Origin of the sequence: Fusibacter bizertensis, from assembly GCF_029914245.1 — a bacterium.
Lineage (GTDB): Bacteria > Bacillota > Clostridia > Peptostreptococcales > Acidaminobacteraceae > Fusibacter_C > Fusibacter_C bizertensis.
Genome location: NZ_JARYZI010000007.1, coordinates 84,918 through 102,105, shown reverse-complemented (window position 1 = coordinate 102,105; position 17,188 = coordinate 84,918). Strand labels below are relative to the sequence as shown.

The following is a 17,188-nucleotide window of genomic DNA, read 5'->3' as shown; positions in this document are numbered from 1 at the left end:
TGTCTTTCTATGGCGGACATCATTCTTTTTTTAAATATGTTTCTTATTGTATTTTATATTTTCAGAATAATCAATTAATTTTTTTCGTTTTTTGACAGATAAATTTATTTATATGTATTCATTTGAAAATAAACGCTTGTTTTACAACTTTTATGAGAGAGCGCCAAAATTATTTGATATCCATTATTTATATTAAAACAAATACAATAAAATATTTTATTTATTACATTTTTTTAACAAATGTATCGTTAGAGTTAAAAATCTCTAAAATAAAAAGAGAGCATGTCCGCATACGGCAGACAAACTCTCTGAATAATCATATTTATATAGATTTAATAGTAAATATTGAACAATATAGATGTTGTAAAATTGATGGCAATAAAAATAAGCACTGCCACTGTACTAGTTCCACCTTTTTTTTGATAAAAGCTTTGTCGTTCATCATAAGGTAGTTCTTTTACTTGTTCAACTTGGTCTTCAACATATCTTCTGTAATAGTAATTTCCACTAAAACCAATGTAGATTGATATACCGAGCCCTATCAGATCACCAACTCCACCCATAAAGTTAAGTAAAGTAAAAACAACAAACAAAACTGCAGCATGAACATAAAGTTTTCTGTATGCAAACCACATGGAGCTTACAAAGAAAGCGGGCCAGTTCCATGTATAATCTGATTCAGTAAAATTTTGAACTTCAAACTTTTTCAGATAAAAATCATAATTTGGACCAATAAACGCTGCCATTTCGCTCTCTTGATCGGATTGTCTTTGATGTCTTTTATAATCACCATAAATCAGGCTTGGTTTAAACTGTAGCCGCTCTCCACAATTTGGACAAAAAGTATCATTTTCTTTAACCTGATGCCCACAGTATTCACATGAGGGTGTAACTTCTTCACTATTTATGACTTCACTATGTACATCGTCGTTATTTTCATTATGTTCTAGCATCTATACCTCCGTAATTTTCATTATGTTTCAAAAAATACTATTATCTAAATAATATCATATTCACTATGCTCATAACATTAAAATAGTATTATATTCTCTATAATAATGGTTACTCGCTTTATATCAATGGTATAATAGTTAAAAATTATATTTACTATAGGAGTGTATTATGTATAAAGCAGTTATATTCGACTTATATGGCACGTTACTTGATATTCATACTGATGAGAAAGACATTTCTTTTTGGAGAAAACTTACTTATCAATTCGCCTCACATGGTGCAGTGTATTCCACAGAAGAAATACATACAAATTATGATCAGCTTGTTCATGAGGCTTTAGAAAAATCACGCAAGAAAGGAGTTGATTTCCCTGACTTTGATGTCCTAAAAGTTTTTAAAAAACTTTATAAAATAAAGGGCATTTCACCATCAACTCACATACTAAAAGAAACTGCTAGAATTTTTAGATTTTTATCACTTGATTATGTAACCCCTTATGATGGGGCTGTTGAGCTTTTAAAACTCATCCAATCACTAGATTTAAAAATTATATTGTTATCAAATGCACAAGCTTCATTTACAACATTTGAACTAAAAGCTACAGGATTATACCCTTATTTTGATGCAATTTATCTCTCTTCAGACTATCTACTTTCAAAACCTAGTGTGCATTTCTTTGATAAAATGTTACAAAAAGAGGAACTAAATGCTCATGAGTGCTTATTTATAGGAAATGATCATACCACTGATATTTTAGGTGCAACAGCAGTAGGCATGGATAGTATATATCTAAAGACCAACTGTTCTCCTCAAGAGGTTCCTGAAACACTCACAAGTAAATGGCGTATTGATTCAGGAAATTTAGCTGAAGTATATGATATTATCAACAACTTAATCTAACTTATTTTGACTTTTCCATCTCAATGTCTAAAATATGTGACTTTTGAACCGCTTTAATCGTTAAATTTTCTTCTATGCTTTCTAATGCATCTCTTGTTAAAAGATGATGTGAATTGACTAACGCATCTCCCTCAATTAAAACAAGGTATGCTTGTCGCTTATTTCCGACTTGAAAATCAACAATGTTTTCAGCACTAACTTCGATAGCATAGATGTTAGCATCTTGATTGATCTGAATTGGCGCATCTCCCTCTTTACTTGAAACAAATTTAAACCATTTGTCTACTCTAAGGTGCCAGTCAAACTGATAATCACCATATTGAGGAGCATAGCCTTTTTTATCGGGTACAATCCAGATCTGTAAAAAACGTGAAGTTGATTCACCAAGGTTATGTTCGCTATGCATGACTCCTGTCCCTGCGCTCATATACTGTACTGCACCTGGTGATAAGCTCCTCTTATTTTCCATGTTATCACCATGTGTCAAGTTTCCCTCTACAACATAAGATATAATTTCCATATCTCTATGAGGATGCATCTCAAAACCTGTCTTAGCATTGACTAGATCATCATTAATAACGCGTAGCACTCCAAAATTCATGTTGTCAGGGTTGTAATAATCCGCAAAAGAAAAATGAAATATACTTCTTAACCATCCAAGATTACTTTTTCCCATATTTTTATGTTCTATTTTTCTCGTCATTATCTTTATATCCTTTCAATATTTATAACACCACTTTATCACTAATTAGTGATAAAGTCAAACTTAAAAGTGCCTCGTATTTTATCTAAAAAAAGAGGACTGCTTCAGCAGTCCTCTTTAACAATTTACCGTTTGATTAAGTTTAATAGTTTTCGCTATTTTTTTACCCGCTTCAAAAGCTTCATCTATTGAATCTATTTGTTTTACAATTTCACCTTTTTTAAACACATGTAAAATCTTAAGACTTTTTACAATACGATATCCTACAGCTTGCAAAGATTTATCCATAACGAGTGATGTAACCCCCATGTCTTCGATATCATTTTGCTCACATACAGCGATGGTCACAGCATATTTTGTACCTGTCTTTTCAAATTTATTAATCCATACTGATCGATCTAATGCATCAAATGTATCATAACAATATAACCGTTCTATAAATTTCTTTGTAATTGATGTAATATTATAAAAATAAGTTGGTGATCCCAGTATGATACCATCAGCTTCTTCTAAACTATCATATAATTTTTGCATATCATCTTTTATCACACAGCGAAACGAGTTTTTACAACCTTCACACCCAGTACACCCTTGGAAATCAAGAGCTGATAGTTGAACTAACTCAACACTAGCACCTTCAAATTCAGCGCCATCTAAAGCTTTTTTTACAAGTATTGAAGTATTACCTTCTATTCTGGGACTTCCAACTAAACCAATAATTTTCATTAGCATCTCCAATCCTAAACAAAATATAATTACTTATTTCTTTTGCCAAGAATAATATATACGGTACCAACAGCAACGATAAGAACTGCAAAGAGTTTGAAAATAGAAATCATGTCATAGTTTGAATTTTTGTTTTCTTCAGCTGCAATAGTTGTGTTTTCTTGTATTTGATCTTCTGTTGACTTTGAGTATCTATTCTTTAGATCCGCATCAACCTTATTTCTAATCTCAGATGTCCATTCTAACAGTTCACTATCTACAGAAAATGATTGAATCGATTCACTACCAGATTCTTGAACCACAACCTCTTCACTGTGCTTTAACGAGACTTTACTTTTATTTGGATCTGTCACTTCTGCGTTTCCTGCTAAAACTAAAACACGGGAAGTTGTTTCTTTACTCTCGAAGATCACTATGGCATGATCAACGCTTACATTTGCTTGTGATAGAATAAACTCAAGGTTTGGTTGATCATAGTCCGCTTCAAAGTTCGCTAAAACCTTACCATAAATTACTTTTAGTTGATGTTTTTGCTCATTAAAATCAAAAAAAAGCTCAGTTTGAGATTGCATACGTATGGTTAATTGATTAGGTAAAGTAACTGTACACTCTGTATCTTTCCCAACAAATATAACGTCACCTTCATAAAGGGTATCACCTGACCAAGCATTCTCCCATGCTGTTGGTTGATCACCTCTTCGAATGAGAACTTTACCAACAGTATCACTTACTCTATACCCAGAATCAATATATTTCCCATCCGAATTGATCGTTACAGTAAATTTATCACTTGATGGCTCATAGTCGTTATTATTAACTACTTGTGCAAAGTTCAAAGTACTTAATCCTAAATTGCACTGAATTACTATAAGAAATATAAAACCAATTAATACTAATTTTTTAAATATACTTTTCAAAACTTTTCCTCCTAAAAACAATCTTAACTTATATTCAATCATTACTTAAATATAATCTTAACATAATTTGTCATAGTTTATTTGAGATTATGTAAAATAAAACCCTATATAATAGCATTATTCAGCGCTCTATTATATAGGGTACTTTTTATTTCAATAAAGATTCTGCTGAGACTTTAATTTCGGATTCAAAACGATCCAAATCGTTTGATTGTTGCTTTAACTTCATATTGATTACATTTCCAAAAGATGCCTTATCTTCAACTGAAGCTGTAATTGAATCAACTGCTAATCTAATTTCATTTGTATTAGACGCCTGTTTGTTGATTTCTGATTTGACACCTTGGATTTCTGAATTAACACCTTGAATGTCCGATAAAATACGCTCTATGTTTGTTGTTGCATTTTCTATGCCTTCTTTGTTTTTATCTGTCTTCTTTACAGTCTCGTTGACACGTTCTACGACACCTTTAATCTCGTTTTGGATGTTCTTCATCATATCAGCGATTTCAATAGAAGATACTTTAGATTGTACTGCAAGTTTTCCAACTTCATCTGCAACTACAGCAAAACCTCTTCCGTGTTCACCAGCTCTCGCAGCTTCAATACTCGCATTTAATGCAAGTAAATTTGTTTGTTCAGCTATGTTATTGATAAGAGAAACTGTTTTATTTGCATTTTCTATAGAGATAAATAGGTGCTCAATTTGTTCTTTTACCATTAAAATATCTTCAACAGTAGCTGCTAATGATGTGTTGATATTCTTAACCGAAGAAATTCCCTCTTTAGCCTCTACAATTACATTTTGACTTGAACTTGCTACCAAGTCTACTCTAGCGTTGATGTTTGATGACAACTCTGTTATTTCTAGTACAGATGCGTTAACTTCCTCCACCACACTTGATAGTTCTTGCATGTCTAAAGACATATGATTAATGTCATCGCTAATCAAAGATATTCCCTCATTTGAGACTGTAATTTTACCCATAATCTCATCTAAAGCATCTTTAATACGTTGTTCTTTTTCAAGGGTTTCAGCTACACCTACCGCACCGATACATTTACCATTTTTGTCTCTAATTGGGTAAGTAACAGCTCTGAAAGGTACGCCGTACACTTCTTTAGGCACAACAGCACTAATAATTTGATTGTTCGAGATTGTAGCTCTAAGTGGATCACCATCAGGGATTGGCATACCTTTTATCGCCTTAACATCGATTGCTTTACCAGGAACGTATGCTATAAATTTATCTAGATCTGTTACTGAAGCCATAATGTCTTTTTGCATAATTTCTTTCAAGTAAGGTAGAAATTCAACGAATAGTTTATGTTCTTTTTTCATCTAAACTTTTCCTCCAAAATAGACTAAGAATACTGATTCAATATTCCTAGTCTATTCTACATAGACTTTATACATAGTTCAACATATATTTGCAATATTACAACTTTTTTCACATTGTGCATAATCGTCTATCCATACAGCTGCATACTTGAAAACTATATTTTTTTGTGTTGCCACTTTCCCCTTCCAAACCATATGATAACAATCAAAGCCTCTACAACAACAGAGATCCCGATTGCTAACCAAACACCATTTGAATCCATATGGAATCCAGTCGTCAATAGATAGGCAAGTGGAATTTTCACACACCAATTACCCACTAGAGATGCAACCATCGGCGGGAAAGTATCCCCTGCTCCAGAAAATGCCGCCCCCATTACCGTGTTAAAAGTTGCAAAAAGAACTCCTGTATAAGTTATTCTTAGATAATTCACACCGATACGTACGACTTCTGGATCATCAACAAAGAAACGCATAAAAACGTCTGGGAAAAAATAAAAGGGAATGGCAAATACAACCATATTGATTGCTGCAAGCATAATGCCTTGTTTGATCAATGCTTTTGCATGATCCACATCACCTCGACCCAGACTTTGACCTACCATCACTGACATCGCTGTTCCAAGCCCTGCCAAGAATATAAACACAAAGTTAAACATCCTTCCACCGACACCAAAAGCAGCACCTGCAGCAACACCTTGTGCCAATACCAAACGGTACATAATCAATCCAGTGAAAGGCCTCGTAATCATTTGCATCACTGCAAATCCACCAATTTTGATAATTCGCATAGCGGTATCTAATTTTAACGATAAGTTACTGATCACTTCTTTAAAATCAGAATCAAATACATTTTTAAAGGTCAGCCTTGTCATCAATATAAACGCTAAGACTTCAGACATAACAGTTGCTATTGCAGCACCTTCTATCCCTTGATGAAGCAAATTGATAAAAACATAGTCGAGAAGTATATTGGTGATATTGGCTATCACAAAAATTTTAACAGGATTACGTGTATCTCCTGTCGCTTGAACAATTGAACGAGAAGTTGCATTATAAAAGAAAAAAGGCAGTCCAATCAACCCGATCCCTACATATGATTTCGCCATTTGAAGTACAGATACATCTGCATCACCAAAAATCCATAATAACTGATCTAAAGTTGTTAGGCTCACCACAGTTGCCACAGTTCCTATGATCAAAGAAAGCACTAGCCCATTTGAAGAAATCTTACGAATCGTTTCCTTGTCATTTGCTCCGGTATACCGAGCAACTAAAGCTACAACACCAGCTGAAACGAGTATAGGAAGTACTTGAATCACACCAAGTAATGAAGTTCCAGTTCCAGCGGCTGCAGCTTCCACACTCCCTAATCTGGCTATAAACCACATATCAGTTATCACAAGAACAGTGTGAAGTGCTTGTCCAATCATCACAGGCCATGCAAGCGTCCATATAAGTTTTATGACTTTTCCCTCAAAACCTAAAAAAAGTCCAACTTTTTTGCTTTGTTTCGGTTTCATATTTCTGCATCCTCTCAAGTGTTATTTATGCTTAAATTCGCTACTCAATAAAAAAACTCCTCTATTTGTATGCACTTCATTAGATTAAGTTATCTTAAGATTTAATCCATTCGTTCACAAATTGCATACAATTAATCTGATTTTTCTTCATATGAATCAGTTATAATCCTTTTATTAACTATTTTAAAGGAGATTGCTATGAATCAAACAATTGAAACTTACCTTAACCACCGCTCGATTAGAAATTATATGGATAAAGAGATTCCTACCGATATATTGGATGCTATTATCGCAAGTGCTCAGGCTGCACCAACTTCTATTAACGGTCAACAACTCAGTGTCATTGTTGTCAAAAACCCCGAAACAAAAAAAGCATTATCAGTTGAAGCCGGAGATCAAGTTTGGATTGATCAAGCACCTGTGTTTTTAGTTTTTGTTGCAGATTATCATAAAGCTAAACTTGCAGCTGACAAAAATTCATTACCATTAATCATCACACAAGATATCGAATCACTTATGGTAGCAAGTGTAGATGTTGGCATAGCTATGAGCAACGCAATTGGAGCTGCTGAAAGTTTAGGACTTGGAATCGTTCCAATTGGTGGCGTTAGAAGAAACCCTCAAGCAATAATTGATTTATTGGGACTACCTGAATATGTATTTCCTGTTGTTGGTTTAGTTGTTGGATACCCTGCTGAAACATCAGATAAAAAGCCGAGACTCCCACTTGATACTTTTGTACATCATGAAAAATATAATCCTGAGTTAAAGCCACAAATCGATGCTTATGACGATACTGTTTCTAAATATATGCTAGAAAGAACTAATGGTGAATCAGATAGAAACTGGTCTTCATCTGTTTCAGGATTATATCAAAGTGTTTACTATCCTAAAGTTAGCCCTGTTTCAAAATCACAAGGCTTTCAAGGGAAATAAATAACTATTCATCCTCTACTTGACAATCATTATCAACAGTGATATTATTTAATACTGTTATTGATAATAATTATCATTTGTAGAAATTGGAGGTGAAAATTTGGCAAGAATGCGTGAGCCAAGATTTAAACAATGTAGACGATTAAACTTAAATGTAACTGGCCATCCAAAAGCGATGAAAAGACAAGGTAATGGACAGGCGAGAGATGCGAAGAAACTATCACCTTACGGGGTTCAATTATTAGAAAAGCAACGCCTTAGAGGTTACTATGAAGTAATGGAAAAACAATTTAGACGTTATGTTAAGAATGCTAAAAGTAGCAACGAACTAACTGGCGAGAAACTCATTAAGGATTTAGAATGTAGACTAGATAATATGGTTTATCGTATGAACTTCGGTAGTTCAATTAGACAAGCAAGACAGATGGTCGTACATGGTCATATCTTAGTCAATGGTAAAAAAGTTGATATTCCATCATACGCAATTTCAGAAGGTGATGTGATTACGCTTAGGGAAAGATCAAGAGATGTCATCACCTTTAAAGAAAATCTATCAGAAGCCGCTAATCATACACTGCCTTATATAACTTATAGTCCTGATCTATTTTCTGCTTCACTTGCTCGTTATCCAAATCGCGATGAAATTCCTATTCAGATTGATGATCACTTAGTCGTAGAATTCTATGCAAAACAGATGTAAATAAGATATAAATTAAAAGGAGATGCTGCTAATCTAAATTCTTAGATTTGCAACATCTCCTTTATTCTTAATATCTTAATATTGCTGCGTACGGTTTTCCTTCTGGGATATCTTCTGCACCAACGATAAACACATCTCCACCAGTTAAAAATGTACAAGTTGCTGCAAAATCAATTAAGTCTATCGAGCTACTCGTATCTACATCGTGAAGCTCTACAGCATTTTTTTCAGATACAAATTCACCCCATTGCTGTATACCTGTAGAAATAATAAGCTGTTTTACCCTGCCATTGTATGCAGCTGGCACAATTTTTTCAATATCATTAGACGCTTGATCTGTACCTGAAAGTTCCATATAAAGCGCACTAGCCTGCTTTTGTTTTTCCTCAAAGTATGGCTCTACTATGTTCCAAACTTCATCACGTATTTCTTTTGTACTTAATTTCTCTGGGTTGCCAATAAGCCCTTCTTCAAGTAATCCTTGGTAGTCATTTGCTTCCTTGTATATTGAGAGCAAATAATCTACACCAGCTAAGATTAGTGGTGCTTTACATTCTTTTAGAAAATCTACAACGCTAGCGTTAATTTGTCTAAAATACCTAAGAATATCATTTTTATGGTCCACATCTTGTCCGTGGAACATCGCAGAACGTACATTACCACCAGTCCCTCCAGCTGTTCCTGTATGGAACTGAAGTTGTTTTTCCTGTTCGTCATATTTGAGTGCTTCTGATATGTTAGCTGGCATATCCTCTAGCTTAATCTCAGTTGCTCCGAACTGACTGCATTCTATCAAACGTACTTCATGTTGGCTTAGTGCGAGAACATAGAATTGACCATTGTTATTAAAGAGTGACAATAACGGTTTAACATGAAACCTTTTAGAGACAACTGTTAGTTTCTCAAATTTAATTGGCAATTGATAATAGTAGAATTCGCCTTTAGTAATAAACATAGCAAGTCCATCGTTTTGATAACTCCAGAACATATTGTCATCCAAAAGTTTTTCAATAGGTGCTAGTAACTTAGGAATTTCTTTTTCAAGCATAGACGTTTTCTTTAGTTTCTCTTCTGATTCTTTGATTAGATTCTTTAGCTGTATTTTGTTTTTCTCTATCTCAGTTCCAACCTTTTCTGTAGGGAGAAAGATTGAAACACAAGGTTGCTCATTAAATTGCATCAGATTTTTTAGCTCAGTCCTATTTAATATTTTCATGCAGATACCTCCTTTAATAGCATAATATTGCCTATATCTAAGTACCTACCCTATGAAATGAGAAATAAACGGTCTCTCAACTATTCACCTGGTTGATCCACTTTAGTGTTTTGATCCTCTGGTATATTTTTGTCTACTACTGTGGTTTTAGGTTCATTGTTTTCGATATATAATGTTCGTGTTGGAAATGCAAATTCAAGTTCCATCGCATCAAAACGCTCTCTTATGTCAAAATTGATGGCCTGATGTACATCCATGTACTTGTTATAATCACCTGATAAAACATAATAAACAATTTCATACTTCAAACTAGAATCTCCGTATGATAAGAAGTGTGCTCGGTCAAATCTTGTCATCTCTTTCGAATCTATGATTTCCTTTAGCACTTCTGGTATTTGCTTCAGTTTTTCGAGCGATGTATCATAGGTGACGCCTATTGAAAATACAACACGTCTTTCTTCCATCGTCTTATAATTTCGAATCCTAGCTGATGTGAGGTCTTTATTTGAAAACACCAACTCTTCACCACCAAGACTTTTCAGTCTAGTGGTTCTGATTCCAATATGTTTAACTTCTCCAAGGTAATCTCCTGTAGTTATAAAGTCTCCAATTTGAAATGGTCTGTCCAAAAATATAGTGAAGTAGCTAAAAATATCTTCGATAATGGCCTGTGCTGCAAAAGCCACTGCGATACCACCTACACCTAGTCCTGCTACTAATGCACTCACATCAGGAACAATATTGCTTATAATGATGAGAAAAGCAATAATCCAGATAACAGCCTTCACCATCTTAGAGAGCCAAGTCATGGCCATATTTTGACTTGAGTCAATATCAGTACGCTCACGATATCTGCTGAACATAAACTCTACAAATGCAATAACAAGCTTTGCCACAATATAGACAATGGCCGATAAAACACCAATCATTATGATCCGATGAACATACGGACTAATCATCAATGTATTGACGCTCATATAAAATGCCAACACATATAAAAATCTAGGCAAGTATTTTTTTACAATAGGTATAAGCTTTAGCTGTGCTGTTACCGATCTACTAGCAGCCCATTTAAAAATATGTTTAAAAATAACTGCTTTTAAAAATTGAATGATGAGAAAACTCATCAAAAAAATGCCTACAAACCACAGATAGTTTTCAATGGTATTGTTAAAGTATGATAGATTCATAAATTTTAAAATAAGTATCACTCCTTCCAGTTTGTACATATAGTATATCGTACTATTTCATTTTTTTTAGTTATAATCGTGCAAAATTAAAACTTTGTTTACACAATGCACGGAAAAAAGCCTCTAAAATGAACATATATGACATCTTAAAGGCCTTACTACTTCTAACAATATACAGTTTATTATTCGTGTTTATATTTTATGCTTCTTCTTCCTCATCGTCTTCTGCGCCAACTAAAGTGTTGAAAACTTCAGCGATTTTGTCATATTCATCATCATCTTTGATTTCAGTTAATTCTACTGAACCATCTTCATCATCAACAAATCCATAAAGCATTGCAATTTCTTCTTCTGGGTGTAATAAAGCAATATACTCTTTACCTTCCACTTCAAAGATCTCGATAATTGGACAAACTAACTCTTCGCCATTTTCAAGTTCAAGTGTTAGTGTATGCACGTGATGATCGTGATCGTGGTCATGATCGTGTCCACAGCCACATGCGTTATCTTCTACATTTACATCATTATTTTTTAAATCAGACATTTCGTCACCTCATTGAGTTATTTCCTTGATTATACATGGATATAAAAGAGGTGTCGATACAAAATTCGTTAATTAATCTTAAACTTTTTGTATCCTTGTGTCCTTTAATTATGAATAGCTATACAATTCTGTTATCAATCTTTAAACATATCAATTAGCGTCATTGCCATATTAAATTTTCTTTTAAGATTGCGATAATCTGTGTAAGCCTCAAGCGTCGTATCTTTTAGTTTTCCAATTGCTTCTATATTGCCAATGGACAACTTTTGTTTTTCTTCAATGGAAGCTTTTATTTGTAACGCTTGTAATATGCTTTCTTTGTGTGCTTCTGGGATAATTTTATTCATCGTTATTTTCCCCCTTTGAATGCATCATCTATGGCCGAGACATTCGCCTTTTGCTCAGCAACCATGTTGTCAATTTGGGCTTTCGTATAAGAAGTTTCATTTCCACTTGGATCCGTGATGGTCAATGTTGAGTCTTTCGTTATTTTAAGTTTACTGCCATCAGTTGCTGTATATTCTACATTACCTTCTTTATCAATTACACCTGTTACTTTCGGTCCATTTGCATCTCCACTTTCCCAAGTAGCCGAACCATCATCATTTGGAATGTAATTTTCGTAATTTCCTTCTTTATCAGTAGCTTCAACACGACCATCCTTGTCTATAGATAGAGTTCCCTGGTCATCAACAACCCTTGCGCTTCCTTTTCCAGTTGCATCAACGTCGATAAAATTCCCGTTTGAATCTTTGTACTTAAGTCCCTTATCTGGGTTGAAATCTAATGTATACGTAACACCAGTCTCGGGATTCTTGCCCTCACTCTTTATTGCACCATTTTCATCAATCTGAAGGTAGCCGTTTTCGTCTTTAACCATTGCACCTACTAGTCCACCATCTTCATCAATTTCTATCTTAGTGCCTTTATCATTTTGCATCACAAGTCCTGAGTTCAAGTTTCCCGTTACTTCTAACTTCTCGCCACTCGGACTAACATAAGTTCCCTTTACTTCATCATTTTCATCCACTTTTATATCTGTCCCACGTTCATCAGACATTCCAACAAATCGCCCCTCTGGGTTATAGACTTTCGAAGTTGTTTTTCCTGGTTCTCTTACCATGAAAGAACCATCGGGATTGACTTGAATCATCTCACCCTGTGGATTTAGCTCTTTAACAGTGCCATCAGGGTATTCCACACGAGATGTTCCATCTGGATATTCAGCATAAGAAGTTCCATCTGTATAGTGTTCAACTTTTGTGCCATCTGGCATCGTCAATATTTGATGCCCATCAGGTTCTATCACACCAGTTGTACCATCGGGGGCAGATACATATACCGTATCATCAGGCATCTTTGTTCCTTTGGTGCCATCAGGATGCGTCTTAGTTACTGACCCATCACGATTTTTTTGAATAATTGTACCGGATGGGTCACTTGGATCTGTCGATTCATACGGTTCATAGTCGTATTCATCACCACTTGTTTCTTCATTGTCACTATCTTTATTTAAGTCGCTATTCCCCATTGTTACAGCTATAAACGGAATCGCCAGCCCGATAGCTGCTATACTGTCAACAATTACAGTGCCAAATGATTCACTAGATGAGTTGGTAACATGATCTACACTTATCTTCATAACCATACCTCCAAATCAGAGTGCGTTTTTGTCTAAGACATCGCAAATAACAATTGATTTCATAATTGGGCATCCACCCAAACATAATTCTTTATCTACGCAGTTTCTACAACTATTTTCATCCGAATTTCCTGCATATGTTTTAAAACTATCTCTGAAGTTGTCAAAAGATGTACTATTAAATGCTTCTTCAACTGAATACTTATCTAAACGAATAGCAAATTTTTGGTCTCCATCAAAAGAACAAGGGAGTAATTTGAAATCTGGTGTAACATAAGCAGAGAACCTTCCGCCTTCGCAAGTATCATATGAATCTTTTAAAATTCTTGGTGCAAAATGTATTAAAGCAGGGGCTGTACAAGTATCAAACCCCGCGATATTACAATTTTCTTCTTTATTGAACAAATTATAAAAATACTTTACCTTCGGATCATAGATCGATAATACATTTTCTACAGATCCATTCCCAACTGGCTTATGAAGTAAAAATATGACGCGATTAATACCACTTGGTATCTTTTTATTTTCAATCCAATCGATTGCTTCATCAATCGTATCATTTGATAAAACATAATGGATGTTGGTCTTGATACCATGTGCCAGAAGAGCATGGATCGTCCGTGTCGTATAAAAGCTGCGATAATAGCTCACCGCTACCGCACCGCAGTATTTTTTTACCTCAGGTAAAATACTGAAATCTAGTCCATAGCCCGAAGTCGTAAAATTGGGTACTATATTATTTTCTCGTGCATACCGAATCATGTTTATAAAATCAGGGTGCTGGTCCGGATCACCTCTACCACCAAGTGCGATCTGAAATGTTTTTCCACTACTTTCATCTATTAACTTTTTAAAGTTATCATAACTCATATGAGGTTCTTTTATATGGCTTCCTGACTGATAACACTGTACCCCAGATTGTGCACATTTTCCGCTAATACCATGGAGACAATGCCCCATAATCCCTACGTCAAGTAGATGTGGGTAGCTACCACGAAATGCTTCAACTTCAGTTTGCAACTTATTATCGTCTAATACTGAAGTCCTAACATACACACCTGTAATTGGATTAAATGAAACCCTATATTTATACTGTTCATCTTCGTAATTAATCAAATTTCACCTCTTAGACTGTGGCTTTATTTACAGGTATAAATAACATTACTATTGCTACTAAGATTCCTAGCAACCCTAGAATATATCCGCCATACATAAATTTCAGAAAAATAAGTGGTGCATCTAATAAAAGTCCCAAGACAAAACCTGACAATATCAAATATACACCGTCATCTGATAAACCTTGTTTGATACCGATTAATTTACCTAAGTCATTAGAACCTAATTTAATAAACTTAAAAATTCCTGTTTTGTTTGCTTCACCAAGTAAATAGCTAATCGAAAAAGCGATTATCATCACGATAAAATATTTGTCGATTTTGTTCCGTGCACCAGAAAACCTTGAATAACTGGCAAAATTATTTGCTATGATTAATCCCATTCCAGCACCGGATAAAAGTATAGGATATGCCCGACTTCCTAAAGTAGACATTGCTTTGCTTAGTTGCGGCACAGTATTTTTCATACATGAAAAAGTTGATCTGAATCCTCGTTTTCTCATCTGCTTAAAAAGTTTTCTGCCAAAAGTAAACACAATCACCCAAAAAATCGTTTTAGGAACAATATCATTGTATGTTGCTGTTAAAAAAACCACCAAAGAAATGAGTTGCCTAAAGGGTTGAAGATAACTCGGCAGAAAATAAGGTTTCACAGTCCAAAAAATCAAATTTATGGCCAATATAACCCCCCCATAAATTGACAAAATTTTTGCTTTCTTTGGAATCATTTTTATACCATCCTTAAGTTCCCCTACAATCCAGTGGATTAAATGTTCGGGTTCTTTTTTTTGACTCTGATCAGCTACGTCCTTTGTCATGTTAACAGTTCCCCATTGTGCGTTAACATTTAGTATTTGTGCATAATCTGTTGAATTGATTTTAGCACCATTAAACACATCCTCGTTTAAGCCCCTTCTTCGCTCAATGTTCAAATGAATACCCCCTTCGGATTATCTAATAATTAAATTATAACAACCTTCAATTTATATGTACCCCAAATAAAACATTTGTCATTGACAGTTTATTTTTTTCATAAAAAAACTAGCCTAATCACCGTCAAGAAAACGATGTGGCTAGTTTTATAATTCTATTTGCTTTGTCAATTGAGTATGATTTATAAGCTTTTCAATGATATGGTGCTCCTTATCTGCTAAACTCAACCTGACAAAATGATCACCAGTATTGAGCTCAAGTACTGCACCACCTTTTACACATTCAATAAATTGATATTTTTTTATTTTTTCAAGTTCAATTTCATTTGAATGACTTAAAAACAATGTATCTTTTGTAAAAAAAACTGCAGTATCTAGCATCTTTATCAAAATAACCATTATGGGGATCGCCAGAGAAATATGGACTATACTAAGAATTGTTAAAACTAGTACACTGCTAATCCACTCAGTGTATAACATCACACATACATACAGTATAAGTGCAACATATATAGTCATAAGAACCAGATAACCATACTTGTCCTTGCGTACTAACCCTGAATAATTCTCTGCATAGCAAACTATTGTTTCATTGCCATATAGGGCTTCAACTTCATTTAGTCGAATTTTTTGTGCCCTCATAGCTTTATTCCAAAAGAATCTGGTAAGAGCTAGCCCGGCAATAAGGCATCCAACAACAATTAACCGACTTGTCAAAGTTTTTATCTCAAAGAGGATGACGCTGATAAAGAACAATATATTTATAAGTAAAAAAATCTTTATGGTTTTTTTGTTTTTCAAATATATTCCACGGTGCATAGAAAAATTCATTTACATACGCTCCTTAATAATTGCCTGCAATTGCCTATATTGATTGGCATTTACATCGATATTTTTTTTAATCGTGACACCACTTGTCATATACTTTTTGTTAACGTTTTTATTAGGCACCCTTGAGATATGTTCTATGATTAATTTATAGTGGTCCTCACTAGATGCCATATAATCTTTGGTCCAAGATATACGATCTATTGCTGTCCAAGAAATTAGCTTATTTTTTACTACGATGCCTTCTTCAAGGACAACATATTTGGGAATTCTATATTTTTCACTATGGAACATCAACCACACTGAAAAAGTGAGTACGGATAAAAAAACAAAAGCATAGACTGGATTATTTCCTTCGGAAGCAAATATCACTACAAAAATTAGAATCACAGGTATAAAAAATATCACTAAGAAAAAGTATTCCCAAGGGAATCTCTTCTTATAAGACCATAATATAAGTAGTGGTTCTTTGGATATCTTAAGTTTACTAAGTGGAATACCATTTAACCCAGCGCTAGCTGATAAGTTACCATTAATGATGATAAATGGCAAATAGAAAATGTAATAAATGATAAACCAATCTGGTCCACTTGAACTTGATGATGAACCAGATGTATCTGAAAATACAGCTTTAAACCCACCAGATAGTTCAACCGTAACAACTATTGTCAACAAGATAATCAAGACACCCAGCCATTTTAAACCAACTCTTAAAAATTTTCTTCTCTTCATTCCTTCATAGTCAGTAAAGCTATAGCCAATCTCAGAAGGATCACCCATTTGAAATAAAGCTTTCTTAATAGCAGTTTCTTTACTATGACCAGCATCCATATAATCTTCTGCTAAACTAAAGATATGATCAATTAGTTCATCTTTAATTGCATGTCCTTCTTCTTCAGTATAGACCTGATCCAGCACTTTTTGGATAAACATCGAAACATTTTCATGTGTAGTAATATCCTTAACGGTGAGTCGATCGTTTGCTAACTCTATATTCGCTGTACATTCCGACATATAACT

General features: G+C 34.3%; 18 protein-coding genes. 3 read left to right on the top strand and 15 right to left on the bottom strand.

Features of this window, described 5'->3' with window-relative positions; translation table 11 throughout:
• Window positions 1-332: 332 nt before the first annotated feature.
• Window positions 333-953 (bottom strand): DUF2628 domain-containing protein, encoded by a 621-nt coding sequence (locus QE109_RS11515; protein WP_281094674.1) that lies wholly within the window; start codon window positions 951-953, stop codon window positions 333-335.
• Between the two features lie 169 nt (window positions 954-1,122).
• Between QE109_RS11515 and QE109_RS11510 the strand changes: the two genes are divergently transcribed.
• Window positions 1,123-1,854, top strand: coding sequence for an HAD family hydrolase (locus QE109_RS11510; RefSeq protein WP_281094673.1), 732 nt, complete (start codon window positions 1,123-1,125; stop codon window positions 1,852-1,854).
• Window position 1,855: 1 nt separating this feature from the next.
• Here QE109_RS11510 and QE109_RS11505 read toward each other — a convergent pair whose 3' ends face one another.
• From QE109_RS11505 to QE109_RS11485, 5 genes are all read right to left on the bottom strand, one after another.
• Window positions 1,856-2,557, bottom strand: coding sequence for a pirin family protein (locus QE109_RS11505; protein ID WP_281094672.1), 702 nt, complete (start codon window positions 2,555-2,557; stop codon window positions 1,856-1,858).
• Between the two features lie 117 nt (window positions 2,558-2,674).
• Complete coding sequence (locus QE109_RS11500; RefSeq protein ID WP_281094671.1) at window positions 2,675-3,283, bottom strand: flavodoxin family protein; 609 nt, start codon at window positions 3,281-3,283, stop codon at window positions 2,675-2,677.
• A 29-nt stretch (window positions 3,284-3,312) separates the two neighbouring features.
• Window positions 3,313-4,200, bottom strand: coding sequence for a FecR domain-containing protein (locus QE109_RS11495; RefSeq protein WP_281094670.1), 888 nt, complete (start codon window positions 4,198-4,200; stop codon window positions 3,313-3,315).
• Window positions 4,201-4,348: 148 nt separating this feature from the next.
• Window positions 4,349-5,542: a methyl-accepting chemotaxis protein gene (locus QE109_RS11490; RefSeq protein ID WP_281094669.1), complete on the bottom strand. Its 1,194-nt coding sequence runs from the start codon at window positions 5,540-5,542 to the stop codon at window positions 4,349-4,351.
• A gap of 155 nt (window positions 5,543-5,697) precedes the next feature.
• A complete protein-coding gene (locus QE109_RS11485; protein ID WP_281094668.1) occupies window positions 5,698-7,065 on the bottom strand; it encodes an MATE family efflux transporter in 1,368 nt (455 codons plus the stop codon).
• A gap of 198 nt (window positions 7,066-7,263) precedes the next feature.
• On the opposite strand from QE109_RS11485, the gene QE109_RS11480 reads away from it, so the two are divergent.
• Together QE109_RS11480 and rpsD are read left to right on the top strand one after the other, a co-directional pair.
• Entirely contained in the window at window positions 7,264-8,001 is a 738-nt protein-coding gene (locus tag QE109_RS11480; protein WP_281094667.1) for an NADPH-dependent oxidoreductase, read from the top strand.
• Between the two features lie 100 nt (window positions 8,002-8,101).
• The gene (gene rpsD / locus QE109_RS11475) at window positions 8,102-8,701 is read left to right on the top strand and encodes a 30S ribosomal protein S4 (RefSeq protein ID WP_281094666.1); all 600 of its coding nucleotides are present in this window, start codon (window positions 8,102-8,104) and stop codon (window positions 8,699-8,701) included.
• A gap of 67 nt (window positions 8,702-8,768) precedes the next feature.
• On the opposite strand, the gene QE109_RS11470 is transcribed toward rpsD, so the two are convergent.
• The 9 genes from QE109_RS11470 to QE109_RS11430 all read right to left on the bottom strand — a co-directional run bounded on the left by QE109_RS11470 (window position 8,769) and on the right by QE109_RS11430 (window position 17,182).
• On the bottom strand, window positions 8,769-9,917 hold the full coding sequence (locus QE109_RS11470; protein ID WP_281094665.1) for a baeRF3 domain-containing protein: 1,149 nt from the start codon (window positions 9,915-9,917) through the stop codon (window positions 8,769-8,771).
• A gap of 80 nt (window positions 9,918-9,997) precedes the next feature.
• Window positions 9,998-11,107 carry a mechanosensitive ion channel family protein gene (locus tag QE109_RS11465; protein WP_281094664.1) on the bottom strand — a complete coding sequence of 370 codons (1,110 nt, stop codon included), beginning with the start codon at window positions 11,105-11,107 and terminating at the stop codon, window positions 9,998-10,000.
• Between the two features lie 199 nt (window positions 11,108-11,306).
• Complete coding sequence (locus tag QE109_RS11460; RefSeq protein WP_281094663.1) at window positions 11,307-11,651, bottom strand: DUF1292 domain-containing protein; 345 nt, start codon at window positions 11,649-11,651, stop codon at window positions 11,307-11,309.
• A gap of 134 nt (window positions 11,652-11,785) precedes the next feature.
• Window positions 11,786-11,998, bottom strand: a complete 213-nt coding sequence (locus QE109_RS11455; protein ID WP_281094662.1) for a hypothetical protein — start codon at window positions 11,996-11,998, stop codon at window positions 11,786-11,788.
• Window positions 11,999-12,000: 2 nt separating this feature from the next.
• Entirely contained in the window at window positions 12,001-13,293 is a 1,293-nt protein-coding gene (locus QE109_RS11450; protein ID WP_281094661.1) for a hypothetical protein, read from the bottom strand.
• Window positions 13,294-13,308: 15 nt separating this feature from the next.
• Window positions 13,309-14,409 (bottom strand): radical SAM protein, encoded by a 1,101-nt coding sequence (locus QE109_RS11445; RefSeq protein WP_281094660.1) that lies wholly within the window; start codon window positions 14,407-14,409, stop codon window positions 13,309-13,311.
• Window positions 14,410-14,419: 10 nt separating this feature from the next.
• Entirely contained in the window at window positions 14,420-15,340 is a 921-nt protein-coding gene (locus QE109_RS11440) for a hypothetical protein (protein ID WP_281094659.1), read from the bottom strand.
• 147 nt (window positions 15,341-15,487) lie between these two features.
• The gene (locus tag QE109_RS11435; protein WP_281094658.1) at window positions 15,488-16,171 is read right to left on the bottom strand and encodes a hypothetical protein; all 684 of its coding nucleotides are present in this window, start codon (window positions 16,169-16,171) and stop codon (window positions 15,488-15,490) included.
• Entirely contained in the window at window positions 16,172-17,182 is a 1,011-nt protein-coding gene (locus tag QE109_RS11430; RefSeq protein WP_281094657.1) for a permease prefix domain 1-containing protein, read from the bottom strand.
• Between the last annotated feature and the right edge of the window lie 6 nt (window positions 17,183-17,188).

Bases quoted from the DNA above. Each gene is read 5' to 3' on its own strand.
- QE109_RS11515 (WP_281094674.1), bottom strand. From the start codon at position 953: ATGCTAGAACATAATGAAAATAACGACGATGTACATAGTGAAGTCATA.
- QE109_RS11510 (WP_281094673.1), top strand. From the start codon at position 1,123: ATGTATAAAGCAGTTATATTCGACTTATATGGCACGTTACTTGATATT.
- QE109_RS11505 (WP_281094672.1), bottom strand. From the start codon at position 2,557: ATGACGAGAAAAATAGAACATAAAAATATGGGAAAAAGTAATCTTGGA.
- QE109_RS11500 (WP_281094671.1), bottom strand. From the start codon at position 3,283: ATGAAAATTATTGGTTTAGTTGGAAGTCCCAGAATAGAAGGTAATACT.
- QE109_RS11490 (WP_281094669.1), bottom strand. From the start codon at position 5,542: ATGAAAAAAGAACATAAACTATTCGTTGAATTTCTACCTTACTTGAAA.
- QE109_RS11485 (WP_281094668.1), bottom strand. From the start codon at position 7,065: ATGAAACCGAAACAAAGCAAAAAAGTTGGACTTTTTTTAGGTTTTGAG.
- QE109_RS11480 (WP_281094667.1), top strand. From the start codon at position 7,264: ATGAATCAAACAATTGAAACTTACCTTAACCACCGCTCGATTAGAAAT.
- QE109_RS11470 (WP_281094665.1), bottom strand. From the start codon at position 9,917: ATGAAAATATTAAATAGGACTGAGCTAAAAAATCTGATGCAATTTAAT.
- QE109_RS11465 (WP_281094664.1), bottom strand. From the start codon at position 11,107: ATGAATCTATCATACTTTAACAATACCATTGAAAACTATCTGTGGTTT.
- QE109_RS11460 (WP_281094663.1), bottom strand. From the start codon at position 11,651: ATGTCTGATTTAAAAAATAATGATGTAAATGTAGAAGATAACGCATGT.
- QE109_RS11455 (WP_281094662.1), bottom strand. From the start codon at position 11,998: ATGAATAAAATTATCCCAGAAGCACACAAAGAAAGCATATTACAAGCG.
- QE109_RS11450 (WP_281094661.1), bottom strand. From the start codon at position 13,293: ATGAAGATAAGTGTAGATCATGTTACCAACTCATCTAGTGAATCATTT.
- QE109_RS11435 (WP_281094658.1), bottom strand. From the start codon at position 16,171: ATGAATTTTTCTATGCACCGTGGAATATATTTGAAAAACAAAAAAACC.
- QE109_RS11430 (WP_281094657.1), bottom strand. From the start codon at position 17,182: ATGTCGGAATGTACAGCGAATATAGAGTTAGCAAACGATCGACTCACC.